Raw genomic sequence first — 22,687 nt, forward strand, 5'->3', positions numbered from 1 at the left:
GCCGCCGGTGAAGGGGCTTTTACGGATACCGCCCAACACCCGCAACCCCTTTTTTGGAAAAACGTCACACAAGACGCCAAAAACATGAATTCACACATGATTGGAGACACTTAGACAGAAAACTTTTCGCTACACACACCCGACACAACCCCCTTCCCCAACGGCACAGACAGCCGCCCGAGACCGGGTCGCGAGAGAGAGTCGCAGACCGGCCGCTAGATGTTGGGGTCGCTAACAACCGGGACCACAAATGCCCCCGACTCGTCGCTGGCCATGTCGTGAGTCGCCCGGCCTAAGATAATGCCCGGGCGCCGACTCGGGGCAGCCTCTCATCGCCGCACTCGGGAGAGAAGCACCGCCTCGCAGCCGCGGCCCCCCCGGATCGGGAACACTTCAGGAGACATCATATACCGGGCCCATTTCAGGCCGCTCCGGCGGACGACAGGCTATCGCAGCAAATTCCCCCCGCAGCCCCTCACAAAGTCACGCGGCATTCCCGGCCGCGCGGGCCCGCCGCCCGCGCGTCCCTTGCATTTTGTCCGGTAAACGCGCAGGCAACCGCCATGCCCGCCTCCGGGCCAAAAACCGCAACAGTACCGGAACCCGTCCGATGATCCGTACCGCCTCCCTCGCCCTCGCGCTCTCCCTGACAACCGCGCTCGGGGCCTCGGCCGAGACGCTCTATTTCTCCGCCATCCCCGATGAGGACGAGACCCGCCTGGTCGAGCGCTTCTCCAAGGTCGCCGACTATCTCGAGGGCGCGCTTGGCGTCGATGTCGAGTTCGTGCCGGTGAAGAGCTACGCCGCCTCGGTCACCGCGTTCCGCAATGACCAGATCCAGCTCGCCTGGTTCGGCGGCCTGACCGGCGTTCAGGCCCGGCTCGCGGTGCCGGATGCCCGCGCCATCGCGCAGGGCAAGGAAGACCCGATCTTCGTGAGCTACTTCATCGCCAATACCGAGACCGGGCTCGAGCCGTCGGAGACCTTCCCCGAAGACGCCAAGGGCATGTCCTTCACCTTCGGCGCCAAGACCTCGACCTCCGGCCGCCTGATGCCGGAATACTGGATCCGCAAGGAGACCGGCGAGGCGCCAGAGGCGTTCTTCGACCGCGTGGGCTTTTCCGGCGACCACTCGCAGACCCTGCGGCTGGTGGCCTCCGGCGCCTGGCAGATCGGCGCGCTGAACTTCGCCGTCTATGACAAGGCCGTCGCGGAAGGCGCGCCGGAGGTCGAGACCGCCAAGGTGATCTGGCAGACCCCGCCCTACCCCGATTACAACTGGACCATCCGCGGCGATGTCGACGCGCGCTTTGGCGAGGGCTTTGCCGACAAGGTGCAGGCGGCGCTGATCGGCATGGACGATCCCGAGCTGCTGGCGACCTTCCCGCGCGAGGCCTTCATCCCCGCCGCCAACGAAGACTTCCAGCCGATCGAGGACACCGCCAAGGAGCTTGGCCTGATCGAATGAGCCTGACGATCCTCGACAACGAGACGCTCGGCTACGGGCGCAGGGCGGTTCTGCCCGAGGTGAGCTTCGCGCTGGCCCCGGGCGAGCGCGTCGTGCTGCTCGGCCGCAGCGGCGCGGGCAAGTCCACGCTGCTGAACGCGGTGCATGACCGGCTGGCGCCGGCGCATCGCGTGGCGCTCGTGCCGCAGGATCACGCTCTGGTGCCGCAGCTGTCGGTGCTGCGCAACGTGCTGATGGGGCGCCTCGACGATCACGGGGCGCTCTACAACCTCACCAACCTGCTGCGCGTGCGGACGCGCGACCGCGCCGGCGTGGCCGAGGTCCTGGCGGCGATGGGGCTTGCCGACGAGATCGACCGCCCGGTGCATGCGCTCTCGGGCGGGCAGAAGCAGCGGGTGGCGCTGGCGCGGGCCTGGTGGCGCGGCGGCGCTGTGCTGATCGGCGACGAGCCGGTCTCGGCGGTCGACGAGACACAGGCCGGCGTGCTGCTCGAGCAGGCGCAGGCCCGGTTCGAGACCGCGATGCTGGCGCTGCATGACGTGGCGCTGGCGCGCCGCTTTGCCACGCGGCTGGTGGGCATCCGCCGCGGAGCCATCCTGTTTGACGCCGCCCCCGGGGATCTGAGCGATGCCGAGATTGCCGCGCTCTACGCAGGCTGAGCGCTGGACCCGGCCCCGGGTGCTGACGCTGTTTGTCGTGCTGGCGCTGCTGGCGCTGCCCTTTGCCGACCTGAGCCTTGGCAGCCACGATGCCGGTGCGGCGCTGTTGCGGATGCTCTCGGGCTTCCTGCGCCCCGATTTCTCCGCCGTCGAGCAGATCGGCCGCGCCATCTGGCTGACCGTGGCCTTCGCGGTGGCCGGCGTCGCCGCTGGCGCCTCCGCGGGGCTGGTGCTGGCGCCGTTCTACCATCTGCGCGGGGTGCGCTGGCTCTGCATCGCGCTGCGCTCGGTGCACGAGCTGTTCTGGGCGTTGATGCTGATGCAGGTGATGGGCATCGCGCCGATGACCGGCGTTCTGGCCATCGCCCTGCCCTATGCCGGGATCTTCGCCAAGGTCTTCTCCGAGCAGCTCGACGAGGCCGATCCGCGCCCGGCGCAGGTCTTGCCCCGCGGCACCGACACGCTGTCGCGCTTTCTCTATGCCCGCGCGCCGCTCGCGCTCGCGGTGATGAAGCATTACACGCTCTACCGCCTCGAATGCGGCATGCGGGCCAGCGCCGTGCTGGGCTTTGTCGGGCTGCCGACGCTGGGCTTCCAGCTCGACAGCTTCTTCCGGCTTGGCGATTACGGCGCGGCCTCGGCGATCATGATCTGCTACGTGGTGCTGATCGCAACGATCCGGCTCTGGATGCGCCCGGTGCTGGCGCCGCTCTGGCTGCTGGCCTCGGTCGTGACGCTGTCGCTGATCAAGAGCCCGCCGATGGGCTCGGGCGCGCTGATGCGGTTTCTCACGCAGGACATCGTCCCGGCACCGCTGCGCGACGGCTGGGACGGGGCGGCGCTCTGGGAGTGGCTGCGCCCGCTGCTGCTGAGCGAGGCCCTGCCCGGCATCATCGCCACGGTGCTGGTGGCGCAGATCGCGCTGGCCCTGACGGGCGCGCTGGCCTTCGCGGGCTTCGGGCTGATCGTGCCGCGGGTGACCTCGCGGGCGGGGCGGATGGCGGGGCACCTCGGGCTGGTGATCCTGCGCAGCTGCCCGGAATACATGCTGGCCTATCTCTTTCTGCAGGTCTTCGGGCCGTCGATGCTGCCGGCAATCCTTGCGCTGGCGCTGCACAACGGCGCGATCATCGCGCATCTGCTGGGCCGCGAGGGTGAGGAGATCCTGCCGAGCCTGCGCCGCGACGCGCCGCGCGGATTGACGCTCTGGGGCTGGGAGCTGGCGCCGAGGCTCTCGGGGCCGTTCATCGCGCTCTGCCTCTATCGCTGGGAGATCATCCTGCGCGAGACCGCCGTCATGGGCCTTTTGGGCATCGCCACGCTGGGCTTCTACATCGACAGCGCGCTGGCCGAGCTGCGGCTCGACCGGGCGCTGGTGCTTCTGCTGGTGACCGGCCTGCTCACGGCAGCGATCGACCGGATCTCGCGCGCATTGCGGCGGCGCACCGGGCGCGGCGAGGCGCGCCACTTCCGCGACGAGTGCTGCTGATCCGCCGGGTCAGCCCGATTATCATCCCCAAGGCCCCGAACGATCGCGCGGCGGCTGACGGATTTCGCCACCCCACGGGGCGGACGCGGACGGACCGCGCGGCGGCTCGGGCACGCGGGCGCCGCCGGTTCCCATCTCTGAGGCGAGCTGGCGCAGCGCCGCGATGCGGTTCTCGGTCGCCGGGTGGGTGGCGAAGAGGTTGTCGCGCTTGTGGGCGTGCAGCGGGTTGATGATGAACATATGCGCGGTGGCTGGGTTGCGCTCGGCGGCGTCGTTGTCGATGCGCGACGCGGCGGACTGGATCTGCGCCAGCGCCGAGGCCAGCCACATCGGATCGCCGCAGATCTGCGCCCCGGCCTTGTCGGCGGCGTATTCCCGGGTCCGGCTGATCGCCATCTGCACCAGCGCCGCGGCGATCGGGGCGAGGATCATCATCGCGATGGTCCCGACGATGCCGAGCCCGTTCTCGCGCCGCCCGCCGAAGAACAGCGCGAAGTTCGCCAGCATCGAGATTGCACCGGCGAAGGTCGCGGTGACTGTCATAATGGTGGTGTCGTGGTTCTTGATATGTGCCAGCTCGTGCGCGATCACCCCCGCCAGCTCCTCGCGCGAGAGGCGCTGCATGAGGCCGGTCGTCACCGCGACGGCGGCGTTCTGCGGGTTGCGCCCGGTGGCAAAGGCGTTGGGCTGCGGCGTGTCGATCACATAGACCGCCGGCACCGGCAGATCGGCGTTGCGCGCCAGATCCGCCGTCAGCTGCACCAGCCCCGTGCGGTCATTGCCGCTCACCGGTCGGGCGTTGTGCATCTTGAGCACCATCTTGTCGGACGACCACCAGGTGAAGGCGTTCATCGCGCCGGCGACCACCAGCGCGATCACCATGCCGCCCGACCCGCCCAGCAGGTAGCCGAGCCCCATGAAGAGCGCCGTCATCGCGGCCATCAGCAGCGCAGTCTTGAAATATCCCACGGGCGCGGACCTCTCTGTTTCCGACAGGGCTAGAACGAGAAAGATATAGGGTGGCCACGCGGCGGCACAATGGACCGCGCCGCACGCCTTATAGCCCTCAAGCTGCTCCATGCGAGTCGCGCGACCGCCCCCGCGCCCGGTTCCAGAGAGCCGGACTGTCAGCGCTAGCGCAAAAATCTGCGTCGATCTGTCATCTTTTGCACACGAATGATGCACGGCGCAGTTATCAATTCTCAAATCCCTGTGAAAATTGACCAATTTTCCCCGTGTCGCGACCGTGCGTCGCACTGACCGCGCACGAGGACCGCGTTAGATCGCGCCCTGCAAACAGCGTTTCGGCCCGTGGGCTCTCCCCCCTTTCGTCCGCGGGACCGGCACCGAAAAAGAGGCACAGTCTTGTTTAGAATCCGAAATCTGCTGCTGGCCGCGGCAGGCGCTTTCGCGCTTTCCGGCTGTCAGTACGACGTCCTGTCGCCAGCGGGTTGGGTCGGAGATCAGCAGCGCGACCTGCTGATCATCTCCGTCCTGCTCATGCTGATCGTCATCCTCCCCGTCCTGTTCATGTCGGTCTACTTCCCGCTGAAGTATCGCGCCGACCGCGAGGACACCTCCGACTACGATCCCGAGTTCGAGCACTCCAACAAGCTCGAGGCAGTGGTCTGGGGCGTTCCGATCCTGATCATCGTTGCGCTTGGCTACTACACCTACGTCTACACCCACCGGCTCGACCCCTACCGCCCGCTCGATCACCTCGAGGCCGGCGCGCCGGTCGAGATCCAGGCGGTGTCGCTCGACTGGAAATGGCTGTTCATCTACCCCGAGCAGGGCATCGCCTCGGTCAACGAGCTGGTCGTGCCGGCGGGCCGTCCGATCAATTTCAGCCTGAGCTCCTCGACGGTGATGAACACCCTGTCGATCCCGGCGCTCGGCGGCATGGTCTACTCGATGGCCGGCATGGAGACCAAGCTGCACCTCATCGCCGATGAGGAAGGCGTCTACCCGGGCCGCAGCGCGCATTACTCGGGCCCCGGCTTCGCCGGCATGGTGTTCGACACCACCGCCACCAGCGACGAAGAGTTCGACGCCTGGGTCGAGGGCATCCGCGCCGAGGCCGGGCCGCTGACCCGCGAGACCTACCTCGCGCTCGAAGAGCCCAGCATGAACGTGCCGGTGAGCCATTACGGCTCGGTGGAAGACGGCCTCTTCGGGCGCATCGTCGAGATGTGCGTGGAAGAGGGCAAGGTCTGCATGGGCCACATGATGATGGTCGACAACATGGGCGGCGGCGGCCTCGAGGGCGTCGGCGATGCGGCGGCCTACAGCTATGACCGCGCCCGCACCATCGACGGCTTTGGCAACCGCATCGAGCTGCCCCCGCTTCCGACCCACGGCGGTCACGGCACCGAGCATGGCACCGACCACGAAGCCCTGAACGGCACCGAGCAGCCCAACGCCCTCGCCTACGTTCTGGCAATGGATCCCAACGCGCTCTGCAGCCCGTTCGGGACTCAGACGGAGAAAGACACCAATGGCATCTGAGCACATCCAACCGGCTGAAACCGTTTCGCCGATCTTCGGTCGGCTGACGCTCGACTGGATCCCGATCCACGAGCCCATCCTCATCGGCACCTTCGCCGGCGTCGCCCTCGGCGGCCTGCTGGTCTTTGCCCTGATGACCTATTTCCGCCTCTGGGTGCCGTTCTGGAAGAACTGGGTCACCACGGTGGACCACAAGAAGATCGGCATCATGTACATGGTGCTCGCCTTCATCATGATGGTGCGCGGCTTTGCCGACGCGCTGATGATGCGCGGCCAGCAGGCGATGGCCGCCGGCGGCAACGAGGGCTGGCTGCCCCCGCACCACTACGACCAGGTCTTCACCGCCCACGGCGTGATCATGATCTTCTTCGTGGCAATGGCCTTCATCACCGGCTTCATGAACTACGTCATGCCGCTGCAGATCGGCGCCCGCGACGTGGCCTTCCCGTTCCTCAACAACTTCTCGCTGTGGATGACGGTGGCCGGGGCGCTGCTGGTCAACATCTCGCTCTTCGTGGGGGAGTTCGCCCGCGTCGGCTGGCTGGCCTTCCCGCCCTTGTCGGGATCGAGCTACAGCACCGGGCCGGGGATGGACTACTATCTCTGGGCGCTGCAGATCGCCGGTGTCGGCACGACCCTGTCGGGCATCAACATGATCGCCACGATCGTGAAGATGCGCGCGCCGGGCATGAAGCTGATGGACATGCCGATCTTCACCTGGACCGCGCTGATCACCAACGTGCTGATCGTCGCCGCCTTCCCGGTGCTGACAGCCACGCTCGCGCTGCTGACGCTCGACCGTTACATGGACTTCCGGTTCTTCACCAACGACTTTGGCGGCAACGCCATGATGTACGTGAACCTGATCTGGATCTGGGGCCACCCCGAGGTCTACATCCTCATCATCCCCTGCTTCGGCATCATCTCGGAGATCGTCTCGACCTTCTCGCGCAAGCCGATCTTCGGCTACCGCACCATGGTCTGGGCCACCGGCTGCATCATGGTGCTGAGCTTCATCGTGTGGCTGCACCACTTCTTCACCATGGGCTCCGGGGCGAACGTCAACACGTTCTTCGGCATCACCACGATGATCATCGCGGTGCCCACCGGCGTGAAGATCTTCAACTGGCTGTTCACCATGTACAAGGGCCGCGTGCGGCTCGAGGTGCCGATGCTCTGGACCATCGGCTTCCTGGTGACCTTCACCATCGGCGGCATGACCGGCGTCATGCTGGCGATCCCGCCGGTCGACTTCCAGCTGCACAACACGCTGTTCCTGATCGCGCACTTCCACAACGTTATCATCGGCGGCGTGGTGTTCGCGGTGTTCGCCGGCGTCACCTACTGGTGGCCGAAAGCCTTCGGCTTCAAGCTTGACGAAGTCTGGGGCAAGCGCGCCTTCTGGCTGTGGTTCGTGGGCTTCTACGTCGCCTTCATGCCGCTCTACGCGCTTGGCCTGATGGGCGTCACCCGCCGCATGAACAGCTATCCGGATGCGGGCTGGCAGCCCTACTTCATCGTCGCCGCCATCGGCGCGCTGCTGATCCTCGCCGGCATCCTGTGCAACTTCATGAACTTCTACGTCTCGATCCGCGACCGCAAGCGCCTCGCCTGCGGCAACGATCCCTGGGATGCGCGCACCCTCGAGTGGGCGACCCAGTCGCCGCCGGCGCCGTACAACTTCCCCGAGGATATCAGCGTCGTCGGCCGTGAGGCGTTCTGGCAGATGAAGAAGGAGAACTACCAGTTCTCGACCGACTACCAGCCGATCCACATGCCCAAGGGCACGGCGTCGGGCGTGGTGATCTCCGCCTTCGCGCTGATCTTCGGCTTCGCGATGGTCTGGTACATCTGGTGGCTCGCCATCGCGGCCTTCGTCGCGATGCTCGCCATCGGCATCGCCCACACCTTCAACTACAACCGCGACTACTACATCCCTGCGGATGAAGTGCGCCAGACCGAGGCGAAAGGAGCCCTCGCATGAGCAGCGCGACCTACGCGGAAGAGCAATCCATGGTGGAGCCTCTGGCCGAGCGCCCGATGCATCACGCCCGTGAGGCCCGTCCTCACGAGGATGCCCACGCCCATTCCAGCCCCACCCCCGTCGGCTTCTGGATCTACCTGATGAGCGACTGCGTGATCTTCGGAGCGCTCTTCGCCACCTACGCGGTGCTCGGCGGCAACTATGCCGGCGGGCCCGCCCCCAAGGACCTGTTCGAGCCCGGCTTCATCGCGATCGAAACCGCGCTGCTGCTGTTCTCGTCGGTGACCTTCGGCCTCGCCATGCTGCGCGCCGGCAAGGCCGACACCAACGGCACGCTGCTGTGGCTGGCGGTGACGGCGCTGTTCGGCGCCGGCTTCATCGGGATGGAAGTCTACGAGTTTAACCACCTCGTCCATCTCGGTGCCGGGCCCGATCGCTCGGCCTTCCTGTCGTCGTTCTTTGCGCTCGTGGGCACCCACGGCCTGCACGTGACCGGCGGCCTGATCTGGCTCATCACCCTGATGGTGCAGATCCGCATGCACGGGCTCATCGGGCCGAACATGCAGCGTCTCGGCACGCTGTCGATGTTCTGGCACTTCCTCGATCTGGTCTGGATCGGGGTATTCTCCTTCGTCTATCTCGTGAGGTTGATCTGATGTCCGCCGATACCCACCACGCACATGATCACGGCACCATGGGCCAACTGATGATCGGCTTCGCGCTCGCCGCGATCCTGACCATCATCCCGTTCTACCTCGTCATGGCCGAGGTCGACATGGCGCGCTCCACCCTCGTGGGGATCATCATGGGGTTGGGCGCGGTGCAGATCATCGTGCACCTCGTGTACTTCCTGCACCTGAAGCGCTCGAGCGAGGAAGGCTGGAACTTCTTCGCCGCGATCTTCGCGGTGATCATCCTCGTGATCGTTCTCGCCGGCTCGCTCTGGGTCATGCACAACATGAACGAAAACATGATGCCGATGCACGAGATGGATCAGCAGATCGAACAGATGAAGAGCCTTCAGTCCCAGCAGGGCTGACCCTATATCCAAGACCAACCGTCAGGGCCCTGCGGGGCCCTGACTGCTTTCCAGAGGTTGCCCCATGTCCCGCACCGTCCGCTGGCCCCGCCTGATCGTCGTCACGCTGATCGCCGCCATCGGCATCGCCGGTTTCACCAGCCTCGGGATCTGGCAGATCCAGCGCCTGCACTGGAAGCTCGACCTGATCGAGCGCGTCGACAGCCGCATTCATGCCGAGCCGGTCCCGGCCCCCGGCCCCGAGGCCTGGCCCGAGATCACCTCCGCTGACGACGAGTACACCCGCGTGACCCTCACCGGGCGCTTCCTCAACGACGAGGAGGTGCTGATCTACACCCCCTCCGATTACGGCCCCGCCGAATGGGTGCTGACGCCCTTCGAGCGCGACGACGGCACCATCGTCATGGTCAATCGCGGCGTGGTTCCGCTCGAACGCGCCCAGTCCGGCGACATCTCGCGGATCGAGGGCGAAACCACGGTGACCGGCCTTCTGCGTATGTCGGAAGACAAGGGCTGGCTGTTTTCGCGCGCTAACAACCCAGACGAGCAACTCTGGTATCGCCGCGACATCGGCTCAATCACCGAGACCAAGGGCTTCGCGCGCGCCGCCCCCTACTTCGTCGATGCCGAGAGGACCGGGACTCAGGGCTGGCCCCGCGGCGGGCAGACCGTTGTGTCGTTCCGCAACAGCCATCTAAGCTACGCATTGACTTGGTTTGCACTCGGCGTATTGGTGCTGAGCGGCTATGCGCTGATTCTCAGGCAGGAGCTGCGGTCGCGTTGAAAAGGCGTTTGCCGGGGCTATGAACATCCCAAACCGAGACGACAGCCTGCTGTCAGGGCGCTGCGGAGCGCCGGATTCAAACCGGTCCAAACAACCGGCACACACCCCCTAAATCGCTGAAAATCATGGCATTCGCGCATCTTTCGCGGTCTGGTTGTGCGACTTTTCGCGCATCCGATGTTCCGGCGAGCGTTTTCCCTCGCCGGTCCGGTTTTTTGGCGGAACCTCTATGTCATTTGACGCGTTCTCGACCGGTCATCGGCGGTGCCACGGCGCCATCTGCCGGCCGGTCGGCAAAGGCGCGCGCATGTGTCCTGTGACGGATGGCCTTCCGGTAAGAGCGGACTTTAAATTTGTGATCAACGACATGGAAAGACAGATGCCCGCACAGAGAACCCCCCACCCGCACCGCCGGGAGTCTCGTGATCACACTGCCCGCGCCCTTACCCGCCGGACCATGATCGGCGCGCTGTGCAGCGCCATGCCCGCCGCCCTGCTGGCGCCCGCAGCCTTCGCACAGGACGCCGCCACCCCGGTTCAGGACGCCCCTGGCGCCGAATTCTCTTTCGACCTGCTGTCGGAGCGCATGCAAGAGGCCAGCAAGTCCGACCCCTCCAGCCCCGATCAGGTGCAGGGTTTCCTTGCCGAGCTTGGCTACGACGCCTACCAGCGCATCCGCTTCGACAAGGACCACGCCCGCTGGGCCGATGACGACGCCGCGCGCTTCCGCCTGCACGCCTTCCACCTCGGCTGGCTCTTCAAGGAGCCGATCCGGATGCACGAGGTGGTCGACGGGCAGGCCCTGCCGATGGCTTTCGGCGTCGAGGATTTCGATTACTCCTCCTACGAGGGCGAGGTGCCGCAGGATCTCGACATGCCCGGCGTCGCCGGCTTCCGCCTGCACAACCAGCTCAACCGCGCGGACACCTGGGACGAGCTCGTCGCCTTCCTCGGCGCCAGCTATTTCCGCGCGCTTGGCCGCGACAACGTCTACGGCCTCAGCGCCCGCGGCCTCGCGATCAACACCGGCCTGTCGGATGGCGAGGAATTCCCGCGCTTCACCGAGTTTTGGCTCGAGCGCCCGCGCCCCGGCGCCGATCACATGACGCTTTACGCCGCGCTCGAGAGCAACTCGGTCACCGGCGCCTACCGCTTCGTCATCACCCCCGGACAGACCACCACGATGGACGTCACCGCGCGGCTCTACATGCGCAACGACGTGGCGCAGCTCGGCATCTCGCCGCTGACCTCGATGTTCCTTTTCGACGGCGCCGACCCGGGCGAATTCTACGATTACCGCTCGTCGGTGCATGACAGCAGCGCGCTGGTTCTGAACGTGGGGGAGACCACGTTCTACCGCCCGCTCAAGAACCCCTCGCGCCTTGCCAGCTCCTATCTCGGCGCCGAGAACCCGACCTCCTTCGGCCTCGTCCAGCGCGAGCGCGGCTTCGACCAGTATCTCGACGCGCAGGCACATTACGAAAAGCGCCCGTCGCTGATGGTTCAGCCTCTGGGCAACTGGGGCAAGGGCACCGTGCGCCTGCTCGAGATCCCGACCGAGCTCGAGGCCAATGACAACATCGTCGCCTACTGGGTGCCCGAGGATCCCGCCCGTGCCGGCGACGCGCTGGAATTTTCCTACCGCCTGCACTGGGGCATGACCCCGCCGGGCGACCGTGGCGAAGAGCTTGGCCAGGTGCTGCGCACGCGCACCGGCGAGGGTGGCGTCTCGGGCGTGGAGAAGGAAGCCGACGATAGAAAGTTCGTCGTGGATTTCTCCGGTGGGTTGTTGCGGAACCTTTCTCCGGATGCCGAGGTTGTACCGGAAATCACTGTGCAACAGGGCGCGGTCAAGCAGACCTCCCTGTCGCGGATCAGCGGGACCGACATCTGGCGGCTCGTGATCGACGTCGAGGGAGAGCCCCGATCAGCCGTCGAGCTGAAGGCCTCCCTTAAGGGCTACGGCCGAACTTTGACTGAGACATGGTTGTATCAATGGATCAAGCAATGATCGAGACGCCTGACATGCAGACGAACACCACCCAATCCGTCACCGAAGCCGGCTGGGAACCCCCCGCCGCGCCTCTCGAAATGCCGCGCCAGGTCCTCGAGGCCGAACCGCGGTCGTCCGAGTGGTCGCTTCTGCGGCTGTTCTGGAAGCGCTCGCGCGCCTGAGGATCCCTTCGATGATGAGAGCTGCCCCTGCCCCCGACAGGCGGACCGTCCTCGTGCGGACGCTGGCCGTTTCCTGCGCCCTGCTGCTGGCGTCGCTCGCCTCGGCGCTGGTCGCCGAGGCCGGCGCCACCGACGGGTTCGACCTGCTCGACGGGCTGCGCACGCTGCTCATCTTCGTGACCACCGGCTGGCTGGCCTGGGGGGCGATGCTCGCCCTCACCGGCCTGCCCCACGCCAGTGCCCGCAAGCGCCCCGAGATTGTCGGGCAGCAGCCGAGCACCGTGGTGCTCGTGCCGATCTGCAACGAGGATGCGGTCGCCACCTTCACCCGGATCCAGGCGATGCACGCCTCGGCGATCAATGCCGGGCTGAAGCTCGATATCGCGGTGCTCTCCGACACCCAGAAGCCCGAGGCCGCAGCCGAGGAGGTCGCGGCCTTCGAGCGACTGCTCGCCGGACAGAGCGGCCCGGGCCGCACCTTCTACCGCCGCCGCACCGACAACAGCGGTCGCAAGGCAGGCAATATCGAGGATTTCATCCGGCGCTCCGGCGGGGCCTACGAGTTTGCCGTGATCCTCGACGCCGACAGCCTGATGGAAGGCGAAACCCTCCGCGCGATGATCGCCGAGATGCAGGCCGACCCCAAGCTCGGCCTGTTCCAGACCCTGCCGCGCATCGTCGGCGCGCATTCGCTGTTTGGCCGCGCCATGCAGTTCGCCGCCGCCTTTCACGGCCCGATCTTCACCCGCGGGCTCGAGCGCATGCAGGGCAGCACCGGCCCGTTCTGGGGCCACAACGCCATCGTCCGCGTCCGCGCCTTCGCCGAGAGCTGCGCCCTGCCCGAGCTCTCGGGCAAGCCGCCCTTCGGCGGGCACATCCTGAGCCACGACTATGTCGAGGCGGCGCTTCTGGCGCGCGCCGGCTGGAGCGTGCGGGTCGACCATTCGCTTGACGGCTCGTTCGAGGAAGGCCCGGAAAACGTTCTCTCCTACGCCAAGCGCGACCGCCGCTGGTGCCAGGGCAACCTGCAGCACATCCGCCTGCTGCTGGCCCCGGGCCTCGCGCCGTGGAGCCGCTTCGTGTTCTTCCAGGGCATCCTTTCTTACGTGGTCTCGGTGCTGTGGGCGAGCTTCCTGCTGGTCTCCATCGCCGCCACCGTGATGGCCCCCGCGCCTGACTATTTCCCCGAGCCCAACCAGCTTTTCCCGGTGTTCCCGAGCGACCGCACCAAGGAGATCACCGCGCTGGCCATCGGCATCGTGGGCCTGCTGATCCTGCCCAAGCTCGCGATCCTGATCGACGCCGTGGCGACCGGCCGGGTGCGCGGCTTCGGCGGCACCGGCAAGGCGCTGGCCTCGCTGGTGCTCGAGATCCTGCTCAGCTCGCTGATGGCGCCGGTGATGATGATGTACCAGCTGCGCGCCGTAATTCAGGTGTTCATGGGGCGCGATGGCGGCTGGCCCGCCAATGCCCGCGGCGAGGGCCGGCTCAACCTCGGCGAGGCCTTCAAGGCCAGCGCGTGGATCGTGGCGACCGGCGTGGTCGGTCTGGCGGCGGTCTACCTGCTCTCCGCCGGTCTGGTGCCGTGGCTGCTGCCGGTCTGCGTGCCGATGATCCTCGCGCCGCTGCTCATCGCCTGGACCTCGCGCCCGCTGACCCATGCGCTGTTCCGCGTGCCCGATGAGGCCACGCCCGCGCCCGTGGTCGCCCGCTACCGCGCGCTGATGCGCCGCAACGCCCCGGCGCCGCAATCGCCCGATACCCCCCCGACCGGAGTGCCCGCAGATGTCGCGGCCTGATCATACCGCCATCCCCGCGCCGAAGCGCGAGCGCGACCCGCGCATCGATGCCTTCCGCGGCCTCGCGCTGCTGATGATCTTCGTCGATCACGTGCCGGGCAACCCCTACGAATACCTCACCATCCGCAACCTCGGCTTCTCGGATGCGGCCGAAGCGTTCTTCATGATGTCGGGGATCGCGGCCGGTCTGGCCTATTCCAGCGCCTTCGCCCGCAAGCCCTTCATCGAGGCCGCCCAGCCGGTCTGGAAGCGGGCGTGGACGCTCTATCTCGCGCATATCTTCCTGACCTTCTGGGGCATCGCGATCTTTGCCGTGGGCGCCGATGTCTTCGGCCTTCCCGAGCTGCTCGAGAAGAACAACCTCAGCGCCATCTTCGAGCGCCCGGGCGAGACCCTCGCGGCGCTGCCGGCGTTGCTGCACCAGATCGGCTACGTCAATATCCTGCCCGCCTACAGCGTGCTTTTGCTGGTCACGCCCTTCGCCGTGGTGCTGGGGATGCGGCACCCGTGGGTGCTGGCCGGGCTTTCGGCCCTGCTGTGGTTCGTCACCGGGCTCTGGCGGCTGAACCTGCCCAACCACCCCAACCCCGGCGGTTGGTTCTTCAACCCGTTCGCGTGGCAGATCCTTTTCGTCGCCGGGCTGCTCACCGGCATCCAGGCCCGCAAAGGCACGCGCTTCGTGCCCTACTCGCGCACGCTGTTCTGGCTTGCCTTCGGCTGGCTGGTGCTGGTGCTGGCGTGGCGCTACCTGCCGGGGCTCGGCGAGGTGCTCAACCACCAGATGGCCCGGCTCGGTGCTGCGGGGGTGCCGTTCCACTTTACCTCGCACGACAAGACCTTCGTGGCGATGCCCCGGATGCTGCACGCTCTGGCGCTGCTCTACGTGCTGTCCTGCATCCCTCAGGTGCGCAAGCTCTGCGGCACTACAGCTGCCGCGCCGCTTCGGCTGCTTGGCAAGCACGGCCTGCTGGTGTTCTCGGTCGGTACGCTGACTTCGCTGATGCTGCAGGTGGTGCTGGCCACCCTGCCCGGCTCGGCCCTGCTGCCGTGGCTCGTGCTGCCCATCGGCGTCGTCGTGATGCTCACCGCAGCATGGCTTGCCGAGCGCAAGAAGCATGGCGCGTCCTCGACCTCGATCCTGCCGCAGATGCCGGTCGCCGCGCGCCGCGCGCTGGCGGGCCGCTAAGGCCCCGAGAATCCCGCAGCAGGTAGCGCTCCCAGCCCTGTCATCCGCCCCGGAAAGCTGTAAACCGGGGCGGCACGACCGAGGAGCACCCCCATGACCAGCGCCGTTTTCGACCACCCCTGGCTGTCGGGGCTGTTCAACGATCCCGAGATGGCCGCGCTGCTCTCGCCCGAGCGCCAGATGGCCCAGATGCTCGCCTTCGAGGCGGCCTGGTCGCGCGCCTGCGGGGCCGCCGGGCTTTTCGACGCCGAGAAGGCTGCCGAGGCCGCCACCGCCATCGAGAGCGCCGAGATCGACTTTGCCGACATTGCCGCCGGCATGGCGCAGGACGGGGTGCCGGTGCCGCGTCTGGTGAAGCAGCTCAAGGCGATTGCGCCCGCCGAGGCGGTGCACAAGGGCGCCACCTCGCAGGATGTGGTCGACACCGCGCTGGTGCTGACGCTGCGCGAGGCCTCGAACCTGATCGACGCGCGGCTCGCCGGGCTCGACGAGGCGCTTACCGCGCTTGAGGCCCGGTTTGGCGATACGCCCCTGATGGGCCGCACGCGGATGCAGGCGGCCACCGAGATCACCGTGCGCGACCGGTTGCTGGCCTGGCGCCTGCCGCTCTCGGGGCACCGCGAGCGCCTCGCCGCCTTGCGCCCGCAGGTCGAGCTTGTGCAGATCGGCGGCGCCTCGGGCGATCGCAAGGCGCTTGGCGACAAGGCCGACGCGGTGGTCGCCGCGGTGGCGCAGGAGCTGGGCCTCGCGCCGACGGCCAAGGCGTGGCACGCCATGCGCGAGGGCATCGCGGGCTATGCCTCGTTCCTGTCGCTGGTGACCGGCACGCTGGGCAAGATCGGCACCGACGTGGCGCTGATGGCGCAGCAGGGCATCGAGGAGATCGCGCTCTCGGGCGGCGGCGGCTCCTCCGCCATGCCGCACAAGCAGAACCCGGTCGCCGCCGAGCTTCTGGTGACGCTGGCGCGCTACAACGCCACGCAGGTCAGCGCCATGCACCACGCCATGCTTCACGAGCAGGAGCGTTCGGGCGTGGCCTGGACGCTGGAATGGATGGTGCTGCCGCAAATGCTGATGACCACGGCGCGCGCGCTCGCCGTGGCGCAGGACATCGCGGGCAAGGTGACGCGGCTCGGGGCGGACTAAGACCAGCCCTCTCGCAGGCACCGCCCAATCGCTTCGAAAGCCGGAGTCGAGCCCGCAAAAGAAACCCCGCCGCGAGCCTCCTCGCGGCGGGGTTTGCTTTCACGTGTGACACGGCTCAGAACGGCAGGCCGATATAGTTCTCGGCCAGATCGCGCCGCGCGGTCTCGGAATGCGCAAGATGATCCAGCGTCGCCTTGCGCATCTGTTCGGCGAAGGCGTCCTCGCCGTCGAAGCGGTGCAGCATGGTGGTCATCTGCCAGCTGAAGCGCATCGCCTTCCAGATCCGCGCCAGCGCCTTCGAGGAGTAGTCGTCGATCCCGCCGGTGCCCTTGCCGTTCACCGCCTCGATCAGCGCGCTGTGCAGGTAGAACACGTCGGAGGCGGCAAGGTTAAGCCCCTTGGCACCGGTCGGCGGCACGATATGCGCCGAGTCGCCGACGAGGAACAGGTTGCCCCAGCGCAGCGGCTCGGAAACGAAGCTGCGCAGCGGCGCGATGGATTTCTCGATCGACGGGCCGGTGATCAGGCGGCTCGCGGCCTCCGAGGGCAGGCGGCTGCTGAACGCATCCCAGAAGCGCTGGTCGGACCAGTCCTCGACCTTGTCGGTGAGCGGCACCTGCACGTAGTAGCGCACGAGGTTCTCGTTGCGCATCGAGGCCAGTGCGAAGCCATGCTTGGAGTTCGAGTAGATCAGCTCGTCATTGACCGGCGGGGTCTCCGACAGGATGCCGAGCCAGCCGAACGGGTAGACCCGCTCGAACTCGGCGCGCTTCTCCTCGGGGATGGTCTTGCGCGACACGCCGTGGAAGCCGTCGCAGCCGGCGACATAGAGGCATTCCAGCACCTTGCGCTCGCCCGCGTGGGTGAACTCGACGCGCGATTTCGGCTGGTCGAGATCGTGGATCGACACGTCCGAAACCTCGTGCAGCACGGTCGTGCCCATGGCGTCCTGCGCGTTGTAGAGATCGGCGGTCACCTCGGTCTGGCCGTAGACCATGACCTGCTTGCCGGTGAGCTCCTTGAAATCGATATGCACCATGAGCTCGTCATCGGTCAGGTAGCAGCCGTCATGCGGGATGCCTTCCTTGTCCATGCGGGCATCGACCCCGGCGGCGCGCAACAGCTCGACCGTGCCCCATTCGAGAATGCCGGCGCGGATGCGCGACAGCACATGCGACCGGGTCGAGCGCTCGAGAATGACGGTCTCGACACCGGATTTGTTGAGCAGTTGCGACAGCAGCAGCCCAGAGGGGCCGCCGCCGATGATGGCGACCTGGGTCTTGAGGGTAGTCATGCGCGAGTTCCTCCCGTTTTCGTTGCCTCACCCTAGCCCGCGCGAGGCCTGGCGCGAATGGACGGGAGCTTCATTGAATGGTACTATTCGCGCATGAACCAGCCGGCACATATCCCCATCTTCAACCTCTTCGGGGAAACCACCGCCTTTCCCGACGTGGTGCATTGCGAGGCGGTTCTCGACCGCGCCGGACTGCATGGCTGGGTGATCTCGCCGCACCGCCACACCCAGATGGCGCAGGTCTTCCAGATCTCGTCTGGCGCGGCTCGGGTCACGCTCGATGGCGCGGAGACACGGCTCGAACCGGGGCAATATCTCTATATTCCCCCGCAAATCGTGCATGGCTTCGAATTCACCCGCGGCACCGAGGGCACCGTGCTGTCAATTCCCTCGCCGGTGGTGGCGCGCCTCGGGCCAAAGACCCCGGCGCTGAGCGACTGGCTCGGCACGCACCGGCACGGCGCGCTGTCCGAGGGGGCAAACGCGCTGCTGGCCTCGATTGTTGCCGCCTATGGCTCGAATGGTGATTTTCGCGCGCAGCGTCTGGTGGCACTAACCCACGCGCTGCTGGCGGTGCTTGCCGATGAAAGCACCGCCACCGCGCCATCGCCGCGCGATCCCAACCGGCAGATGCAGCAGCTCGACGCTCTGATCACCGAGCATCTGGCCGCGGGCTGGAGCGCCCGGGATTATGCCTCGGCGCTGCATGTCACCACCGGGCATCTGAACCGGGTGGTGCGCGGCGCGGCGGGGATGAGCCTCACCGCCTATCTCGAGACCGCGGTGATGACCGAGGCCTGCCGCCTGATCGCCTTCACCCGGCTGCCGGTGGCCGAGGTCGGCTACCGTCTGGGCTATGCCGACCCGCCCTATTTCTCGCGCCGTTTCCGGCTGCGGATGGGCGAGACGCCCAGCGCCTACCGGGCGCGGGTCTCCGGGGAGCGGGCGGCGGAGTAGGGTCGGCGCGTCTCGTCGGATAGAGCGCGAAGCCGCGCCATCGCCGGCCCTCTCTTTCGCCGGGTGCGCCTACGCGCGGAATCAAGCCCGCAGGGCGCCGTGCGAGCGCCGGACCGTCCCCGCGGTCTGGCGCTTTGGTGACATCCGCGCTTGCGGGTCGAGGTCCTTCGGATCTGGCAGGGATAAAACAAGAGGCTCGAAGCACGGAGCGCCAAACCACGGTCCGGCGCTCGCGCGGCTTCAATCCAACCCTGCTCAGGCCACCAGCGGCAGCCCGAGGATCTCGCGGGCGGTCTGCCAGTCGGCCACTGGGCGCTCGTACTTGTCGCAGAGCTCGGCGGCACGGGTGACCAGCGCGGCGTTGGAGGGGGCCAGCGTGTTGCGGTCGATGCGGACATTGTCCTCGAGGCCCGTGCGGGCATGGCCGCCCTGCGAGATCGCCCATTCGTTCAGAACGATCTGGTTCGGGCCGATACCGGCGGCGCACCAGGCGGCCTCCTCGCCGAAGAGCCGCTTCACGGTCTGGATGTAGTAGTCGAACACCATGCGGTCGACCGGCATGGCGTTCTTCACGCCCATGACGAACTGCACATAGGGGCGCGCCGCGATCTGGCCCTTCTCCCACATCTCGTGGGCCTTGAGGATGTGGCTGAGGTCGAAGGCCTCGATCTCGGGCTTCACACCGTAGGCCACCATCTCCGAGGCCAGCCAGTCTACGAGATCCGGCGGGTTCTCGTAAACGCGGGTCGGGAAGTTGTTCGAGCCCACGGAGAGCGAGGCCATGTCGGGCTTGAGCGGCAGCATGCCGCCACGCATCTGCCCCGCACCGGAGCGACCGCCGGTGGAGAGCTGCACGATCATGCCGGGGCAATGCTTCTTCAGCCCCTCGAGCAGCTTGCCGAAGCGCTCGGGATCCGAGGTCGGTTTGCCCTCGTCGTCGCGCACGTGGCAATGCGCGATGGTGGCGCCGGCCTCAAAGGCCTCCTGCGTGCTCTCGATCTGTTCCGAGACGGTGATCGGCACCGCCGGGTTGTTGTCCTTGGTCGGCAGCGATCCGGTGATCGCGACGCAGATGATGCAGGGTTTCCCCATGGTCGTCCCTTTCAGCAAGCAGACGCCGCCCGTTGAAGGCGGCGCCGGAAATCAGATGTTTCAGATGTCGAAGAAGACGGTCTCGCCCTCGCCCTGCAGGCGGATGTCGAAGCGGTAGACCACCTTGCCGTCGCGCTCGCCGCGCTTGGCGATCAGCGTCGGGCGGCGGTTGTGCCACTCGATCAGGTTCAGCACCGGATCCTTGGCGTTGGCCTCTTCCTCGTCGTCGAAATAGAGCCGCGTGTTGAGCCCGATATTGATGCCCCGCGCCACGATCCAGAGGTTGATATGCGGGGCCATGTCCTCATGCCCCTCGTCGCCACGGCCAAGCCAGTCATCACCGGCATGGGCCGGCGGGTGCAGCGGGCCGGTGCCCAGCGGCTTGCGCGCCTTCACCGGGCCCGGCTTGACGGTGTCGAAGCCCCATTCACCGGTCTCGAAATCAGTGATCACGCGGCCCCAGCCGCGGAAGCCCTCTTCGACCTCGCCCTCGCTCTCTGGATGGGCGTAGACACCCTCCGCGTTGGCCTGCCATGCCTCGATCAGCACGTCCTTCACCGGGTTGCCGGTGCCGTCGATGACGATGCCCTCGATGCGGATGCGCTCGCCCTTGGCGTTCGGGCCGGCAATGTCCCATCCAAGCTCTTGGCGGTAGATGTCGAAGCCGGCGGCACCGGGCGCGAGGCCGATATGGACGTAGGGACCAGCGGTCTGCGACGGGGTCTCTTTCAGGTAGTCGAGTTTCTGCACCATTGGATCAGTTCCCCTCCAGACGGTTCTCGAACAGGGTCGAGCGGCGGCCGCGCAGCACAATGTCAAACTTGTAGGCGATCGAGTCCAGCGGCACGGTGGCGTTGAGATCAAGCGCCGCGACGAGGCTGTCGATGCCGTCCTGCGTCGGGATCGTCTTGACGATCGGGCACTTGGCGATCAGCGGGTCGCCCTCGAAGTAGCACTGGGTGATCAGGCGCTGCGAGAAGCTGGTGCCGAAGACCGACATGTGAATGTGGGCCGGGCGCCAGTTGTTGACCCAGTTGCGCCACGGGTAAGCGCCGGGCTTCACGGTGCGGAAGAAGTAATAGCCGTTCTCGTCGGTGATCGTGCGGCCGCAGCCACCGAAATTCGGGTCGATCGGCGCGAGGTAGGTGTCTTTCTTGTGGCGGTAGCGACCACCCGCGTTGGCCTGCCACGCCTCGACGAGGGTGCCCGGCACCGGGCGGCCGTTCTCGTCCAGCACCCGGCCATGCACGATGATCCGCTCGCCGATGGCGCTTTCGCCACCCTTGGCGTAGTTGTGGATCAGGTCGTTGTCGATCGGGTCGATGTCGTTGTGGCCGAAGACCGGGCCGGTGATCTCCGAGACCGACTGCTGCAGCGAGATCAGCGCGGCGCGCGGGCTGCGCATGACGCTGGTCTTGTAATCCGGCGTCAGCGCCGGCGGATGGCGTTCGCGGTCGCGCTGGTAGAATTCTGCTTGGCTCATGAATCCTCTCCCTGATCGAGCTCTGCCCAGGTTTGCTTGGCAAGTTTGATGGCATGGTTGGCCTTGGGCACGCCGCAATAGACGGCGACGTGTTGGAAGGCTTCCATAATGTCGCTGCGCGAGGCCCCGGTGCGGGTGGCGGCGCGGATGTGCATCGGGATCTCTTCGAAATTGCCCATCGCGGCAAGCAGCGCCAGCGTCAGCATCGAGCGCTCGCGGCGGGCGATGCCGTCGGAGGCCCAGACGGTGCCCCAGGCGCTCTCGGTGATGAGAGTCTGGAAGGGCAGGTCATACTCGGTCTTGGCGGCTTCGGCGCGGTCGACATGGGCGTCGCCCAGCACGCTGCGCCGCACCGACATGCCGGTGTCGTAACGATCAGACATGTCCGATCTCCTTCAGGAAATGCGTGAGAATTTCTGCGTAGGCGTCGGGCTTTTCCGCGCAGGGCAGATGGCCGGTGCCGTCGATGATCTCGAAGCGGGCGCCGTCGATCAGGTCGATGGTGCCCTTGACCAGCTCGGGCGGGCTCGCCCCGTCATCCGAGCCCGCGATGCCGAGCACCGGAAGCGCAAGCTTGGCGGTGCTGGCGGCAAGGTCGGTGCCGGCGATGGCGGCACAGCAGCCAAGATAGCCCTCCTGCGGAGTGCGGCACATCATGGTGCGCCACGCCGGCAGGGCGTCGGTTTCCAGGAAGGCGGGGGCGAACCAGCGCTGCATCACCGCGTCGGCGATAGAGGCCAGCCCGTCCTCGCGGATCGCCTGCATCCGGGCCTGCCACATCGTGGCCTCGCCCATCTTGGCGGCGGTGTTCGACAGCACCAGCCCGCGCAGCAGGCCGGGTCGGCGCGCCGCCAGCCCCTGCCCGATCATGCCGCCAATCGACAGGCCGACGAAGACCGGGGTCTCGAGGCCCAGCGCCGCGATCAGCGCCTCGGCATCCGAGACCAGCGTGTCCATGTCATAGGGCGCTGCGGGACAGCCGCTGAGGCCGTGGCCGCGCAGGTCGTAGCGGATCAACCGCAAGCCCTCGGGTAGGAGAGGCAGAAGGTCGTCCCAAAGCCGCAGATCGGTGCCGAGCGAATTGGCGAACACGACCGGCGCGCCTTGCGGGTCGCCGTCCTCGCGCCAATGCAGATCGATCCCGTTCGCGTGCAGGCTGCGCATGGCGGTGGCTCTCCTCGGTGGTCGCACGCGGCGGACGGATCCGGCGGCGTGTCTCAGGCTCCCATTCGCAGGCCCTTTTCCGAAGAAAGGCTGGCCTGCGCCTCGGACCAAGTCTTCACATACGATGATTTGAAAGTAAAATGAGATCGAGGCCGCTTAACTTAACCAAAAGGGCAAGTAACGCCATGATCGACCGCCGCATCAAGTTCCGGCACATCCAGAGCTTCGTCGAGATCGTGCGTCAGCGCAGCCTCAAGCGCGCGGCAGAGACGTTGTTCGTCACCCAGCCCGCGATCTCCAAGACGCTGAAGGAGCTCGAGGACATCCTCGGCACGCCGCTGCTGACCCGCAGCCGCGCCGGCATTGCGCTGACCCGGCAGGGCGAGGTCTTCCTGCATTTCGCCGAGCGCAGCCTCGTGACGTTGCAGCAGGGCTTCGACGAGGTCGAACAGCTCGGGCG

General features: G+C 66.8%; 22 protein-coding genes. 15 read left to right on the forward strand and 7 right to left on the reverse strand.

Annotated elements, in window-relative coordinates; all coding sequences use genetic code 11:
- The first annotated feature begins 610 nt into the window (after window positions 1–610).
- Genes AC6RA4_RS09705 through AC6RA4_RS09715 form a run of 3 tightly spaced genes read left to right on the forward strand, consistent with a single transcriptional unit; the run spans window position 611 to window position 3,616 of the window.
- A complete protein-coding gene (locus tag AC6RA4_RS09705) occupies window positions 611–1,468 on the forward strand; it encodes a putative selenate ABC transporter substrate-binding protein (RefSeq protein ID WP_500159779.1) in 858 nt (285 codons plus the stop codon).
- A complete protein-coding gene (locus AC6RA4_RS09710; RefSeq protein WP_500159781.1) occupies window positions 1,465–2,127 on the forward strand; it encodes an ATP-binding cassette domain-containing protein in 663 nt (220 codons plus the stop codon). Before AC6RA4_RS09705 ends, AC6RA4_RS09710 begins: the two co-directional genes overlap by 4 nt.
- Window positions 2,096–3,616 carry a PhnE/PtxC family ABC transporter permease gene (locus AC6RA4_RS09715; protein ID WP_500159783.1) on the forward strand — a complete coding sequence of 507 codons (1,521 nt, stop codon included), beginning with the start codon at window positions 2,096–2,098 and terminating at the stop codon, window positions 3,614–3,616. The genes AC6RA4_RS09710 and AC6RA4_RS09715 overlap by 32 nt, the downstream gene beginning before the upstream one ends.
- Window positions 3,617–3,637: 21 nt before the next feature.
- Here AC6RA4_RS09715 and htpX read toward each other — a convergent pair whose 3' ends face one another.
- Window positions 3,638–4,585 (reverse strand): zinc metalloprotease HtpX, encoded by a 948-nt coding sequence (htpX, locus tag AC6RA4_RS09720; protein WP_500159785.1) that lies wholly within the window; start codon window positions 4,583–4,585, stop codon window positions 3,638–3,640.
- Between the two features lie 396 nt (window positions 4,586–4,981).
- Here htpX and cyoA point away from each other — a divergent pair, with 396 nt between their 5' ends.
- From cyoA to AC6RA4_RS09770, 10 genes are all read left to right on the forward strand, one after another.
- Complete coding sequence (gene cyoA, locus AC6RA4_RS09725) at window positions 4,982–6,124, forward strand: ubiquinol oxidase subunit II (RefSeq protein ID WP_500159787.1); 1,143 nt, start codon at window positions 4,982–4,984, stop codon at window positions 6,122–6,124.
- On the forward strand, window positions 6,114–8,108 hold the full coding sequence (cyoB, locus tag AC6RA4_RS09730; protein WP_500159789.1) for a cytochrome o ubiquinol oxidase subunit I: 1,995 nt from the start codon (window positions 6,114–6,116) through the stop codon (window positions 8,106–8,108). Before cyoA ends, cyoB begins: the two co-directional genes overlap by 11 nt.
- Window positions 8,105–8,764, forward strand: coding sequence for a cytochrome o ubiquinol oxidase subunit III (cyoC, locus tag AC6RA4_RS09735; RefSeq protein ID WP_500159791.1), 660 nt, complete (start codon window positions 8,105–8,107; stop codon window positions 8,762–8,764). The genes cyoB and cyoC overlap by 4 nt, the downstream gene beginning before the upstream one ends.
- Complete coding sequence (gene cyoD / locus AC6RA4_RS09740; protein ID WP_500159793.1) at window positions 8,764–9,147, forward strand: cytochrome o ubiquinol oxidase subunit IV; 384 nt, start codon at window positions 8,764–8,766, stop codon at window positions 9,145–9,147. The genes cyoC and cyoD overlap by 1 nt, the downstream gene beginning before the upstream one ends.
- Window positions 9,148–9,211: 64 nt before the next feature.
- Complete coding sequence (locus tag AC6RA4_RS09745; RefSeq protein ID WP_500159795.1) at window positions 9,212–9,931, forward strand: SURF1 family protein; 720 nt, start codon at window positions 9,212–9,214, stop codon at window positions 9,929–9,931.
- 379 nt (window positions 9,932–10,310) lie between these two features.
- Window positions 10,311–11,942 carry an OpgD/OpgG family glucan biosynthesis protein gene (locus AC6RA4_RS09750; protein WP_500159797.1) on the forward strand — a complete coding sequence of 544 codons (1,632 nt, stop codon included), beginning with the start codon at window positions 10,311–10,313 and terminating at the stop codon, window positions 11,940–11,942.
- On the forward strand, window positions 11,939–12,106 hold the full coding sequence (locus AC6RA4_RS09755; RefSeq protein WP_500159799.1) for a hypothetical protein: 168 nt from the start codon (window positions 11,939–11,941) through the stop codon (window positions 12,104–12,106). Before AC6RA4_RS09750 ends, AC6RA4_RS09755 begins: the two co-directional genes overlap by 4 nt.
- Window positions 12,107–12,117: 11 nt before the next feature.
- Window positions 12,118–13,905 carry a glucans biosynthesis glucosyltransferase MdoH gene (gene mdoH / locus AC6RA4_RS09760; protein WP_500159801.1) on the forward strand — a complete coding sequence of 596 codons (1,788 nt, stop codon included), beginning with the start codon at window positions 12,118–12,120 and terminating at the stop codon, window positions 13,903–13,905.
- Entirely contained in the window at window positions 13,892–15,091 is a 1,200-nt protein-coding gene (locus tag AC6RA4_RS09765; protein WP_500159803.1) for an OpgC family protein, read from the forward strand. The genes mdoH and AC6RA4_RS09765 overlap by 14 nt, the downstream gene beginning before the upstream one ends.
- A 93-nt stretch (window positions 15,092–15,184) precedes the next feature.
- The gene (locus tag AC6RA4_RS09770; RefSeq protein ID WP_500159805.1) at window positions 15,185–16,237 is read left to right on the forward strand and encodes a 3-carboxy-cis,cis-muconate cycloisomerase; all 1,053 of its coding nucleotides are present in this window, start codon (window positions 15,185–15,187) and stop codon (window positions 16,235–16,237) included.
- 115 nt (window positions 16,238–16,352) lie between these two features.
- Here the strand turns inward: AC6RA4_RS09770 and pobA are convergent, their stop codons facing one another.
- Complete coding sequence (pobA, locus tag AC6RA4_RS09775; protein WP_500159807.1) at window positions 16,353–17,531, reverse strand: 4-hydroxybenzoate 3-monooxygenase; 1,179 nt, start codon at window positions 17,529–17,531, stop codon at window positions 16,353–16,355.
- A 57-nt stretch (window positions 17,532–17,588) separates the two neighbouring features.
- Here pobA and AC6RA4_RS09780 point away from each other — a divergent pair, with 57 nt between their 5' ends.
- Entirely contained in the window at window positions 17,589–18,488 is a 900-nt protein-coding gene (locus AC6RA4_RS09780) for a helix-turn-helix domain-containing protein (protein ID WP_500159809.1), read from the forward strand.
- Window positions 18,489–18,743: 255 nt separating this feature from the next.
- On the opposite strand, the gene AC6RA4_RS09785 is transcribed toward AC6RA4_RS09780, so the two are convergent.
- The 5 genes from AC6RA4_RS09785 to pcaD are packed head-to-tail and all read right to left on the reverse strand — an operon-like array spanning window position 18,744 to window position 22,227.
- Window positions 18,744–19,580 (reverse strand): 3-oxoadipate:acetyl-CoA acetyltransferase, encoded by an 837-nt coding sequence (locus AC6RA4_RS09785; protein ID WP_500159811.1) that lies wholly within the window; start codon window positions 19,578–19,580, stop codon window positions 18,744–18,746.
- Between the two features lie 60 nt (window positions 19,581–19,640).
- Window positions 19,641–20,333 carry a protocatechuate 3,4-dioxygenase subunit alpha gene (locus tag AC6RA4_RS09790; protein WP_500159813.1) on the reverse strand — a complete coding sequence of 231 codons (693 nt, stop codon included), beginning with the start codon at window positions 20,331–20,333 and terminating at the stop codon, window positions 19,641–19,643.
- Window positions 20,334–20,337: 4 nt separating this feature from the next.
- Window positions 20,338–21,063 (reverse strand): protocatechuate 3,4-dioxygenase subunit beta, encoded by a 726-nt coding sequence (gene pcaH / locus AC6RA4_RS09795; protein WP_500159815.1) that lies wholly within the window; start codon window positions 21,061–21,063, stop codon window positions 20,338–20,340.
- Entirely contained in the window at window positions 21,060–21,446 is a 387-nt protein-coding gene (gene pcaC, locus AC6RA4_RS09800) for a 4-carboxymuconolactone decarboxylase (RefSeq protein ID WP_007794729.1), read from the reverse strand. The genes pcaH and pcaC overlap by 4 nt, the downstream gene beginning before the upstream one ends.
- A complete protein-coding gene (gene pcaD, locus AC6RA4_RS09805) occupies window positions 21,439–22,227 on the reverse strand; it encodes a 3-oxoadipate enol-lactonase (RefSeq protein ID WP_500159817.1) in 789 nt (262 codons plus the stop codon). The genes pcaC and pcaD overlap by 8 nt, the downstream gene beginning before the upstream one ends.
- Window positions 22,228–22,412: 185 nt before the next feature.
- Here pcaD and AC6RA4_RS09810 point away from each other — a divergent pair.
- On the forward strand, window positions 22,413–22,687 hold a 275-nt coding region (locus AC6RA4_RS09810; protein WP_500159819.1), incomplete at its 3' end, for a LysR family transcriptional regulator.

Source organism: Salipiger sp. (genome assembly GCF_059781815.1).

Excerpts from the sequence above, each read along its gene's own strand:
- AC6RA4_RS09705 (WP_500159779.1), top strand. The coding sequence starts at position 611 with ATGATCCGTACCGCCTCCCTCGCCCTCGCGCTCTCCCTGACAACCGCG.
- AC6RA4_RS09710 (WP_500159781.1), top strand. The coding sequence starts at position 1,465 with ATGAGCCTGACGATCCTCGACAACGAGACGCTCGGCTACGGGCGCAGG.
- AC6RA4_RS09715 (WP_500159783.1), top strand. The coding sequence starts at position 2,096 with ATGCCGAGATTGCCGCGCTCTACGCAGGCTGAGCGCTGGACCCGGCCC.
- cyoB (WP_500159789.1), top strand. The coding sequence starts at position 6,114 with ATGGCATCTGAGCACATCCAACCGGCTGAAACCGTTTCGCCGATCTTC.
- cyoC (WP_500159791.1), top strand. The coding sequence starts at position 8,105 with ATGAGCAGCGCGACCTACGCGGAAGAGCAATCCATGGTGGAGCCTCTG.
- cyoD (WP_500159793.1), top strand. The coding sequence starts at position 8,764 with ATGTCCGCCGATACCCACCACGCACATGATCACGGCACCATGGGCCAA.
- AC6RA4_RS09745 (WP_500159795.1), top strand. The coding sequence starts at position 9,212 with ATGTCCCGCACCGTCCGCTGGCCCCGCCTGATCGTCGTCACGCTGATC.
- AC6RA4_RS09750 (WP_500159797.1), top strand. The coding sequence starts at position 10,311 with ATGCCCGCACAGAGAACCCCCCACCCGCACCGCCGGGAGTCTCGTGAT.
- AC6RA4_RS09755 (WP_500159799.1), top strand. The coding sequence starts at position 11,939 with ATGATCGAGACGCCTGACATGCAGACGAACACCACCCAATCCGTCACC.
- mdoH (WP_500159801.1), top strand. The coding sequence starts at position 12,118 with ATGATGAGAGCTGCCCCTGCCCCCGACAGGCGGACCGTCCTCGTGCGG.
- AC6RA4_RS09765 (WP_500159803.1), top strand. The coding sequence starts at position 13,892 with ATGTCGCGGCCTGATCATACCGCCATCCCCGCGCCGAAGCGCGAGCGC.
- AC6RA4_RS09770 (WP_500159805.1), top strand. The coding sequence starts at position 15,185 with ATGACCAGCGCCGTTTTCGACCACCCCTGGCTGTCGGGGCTGTTCAAC.
- pobA (WP_500159807.1), bottom strand. The coding sequence starts at position 17,531 with ATGACTACCCTCAAGACCCAGGTCGCCATCATCGGCGGCGGCCCCTCT.
- AC6RA4_RS09780 (WP_500159809.1), top strand. The coding sequence starts at position 17,589 with ATGGACGGGAGCTTCATTGAATGGTACTATTCGCGCATGAACCAGCCG.
- AC6RA4_RS09785 (WP_500159811.1), bottom strand. The coding sequence starts at position 19,580 with ATGGGGAAACCCTGCATCATCTGCGTCGCGATCACCGGATCGCTGCCG.
- AC6RA4_RS09790 (WP_500159813.1), bottom strand. The coding sequence starts at position 20,333 with ATGGTGCAGAAACTCGACTACCTGAAAGAGACCCCGTCGCAGACCGCT.
- pcaH (WP_500159815.1), bottom strand. The coding sequence starts at position 21,063 with ATGAGCCAAGCAGAATTCTACCAGCGCGACCGCGAACGCCATCCGCCG.
- pcaC (WP_007794729.1), bottom strand. The coding sequence starts at position 21,446 with ATGTCTGATCGTTACGACACCGGCATGTCGGTGCGGCGCAGCGTGCTG.
- pcaD (WP_500159817.1), bottom strand. The coding sequence starts at position 22,227 with ATGCGCAGCCTGCACGCGAACGGGATCGATCTGCATTGGCGCGAGGAC.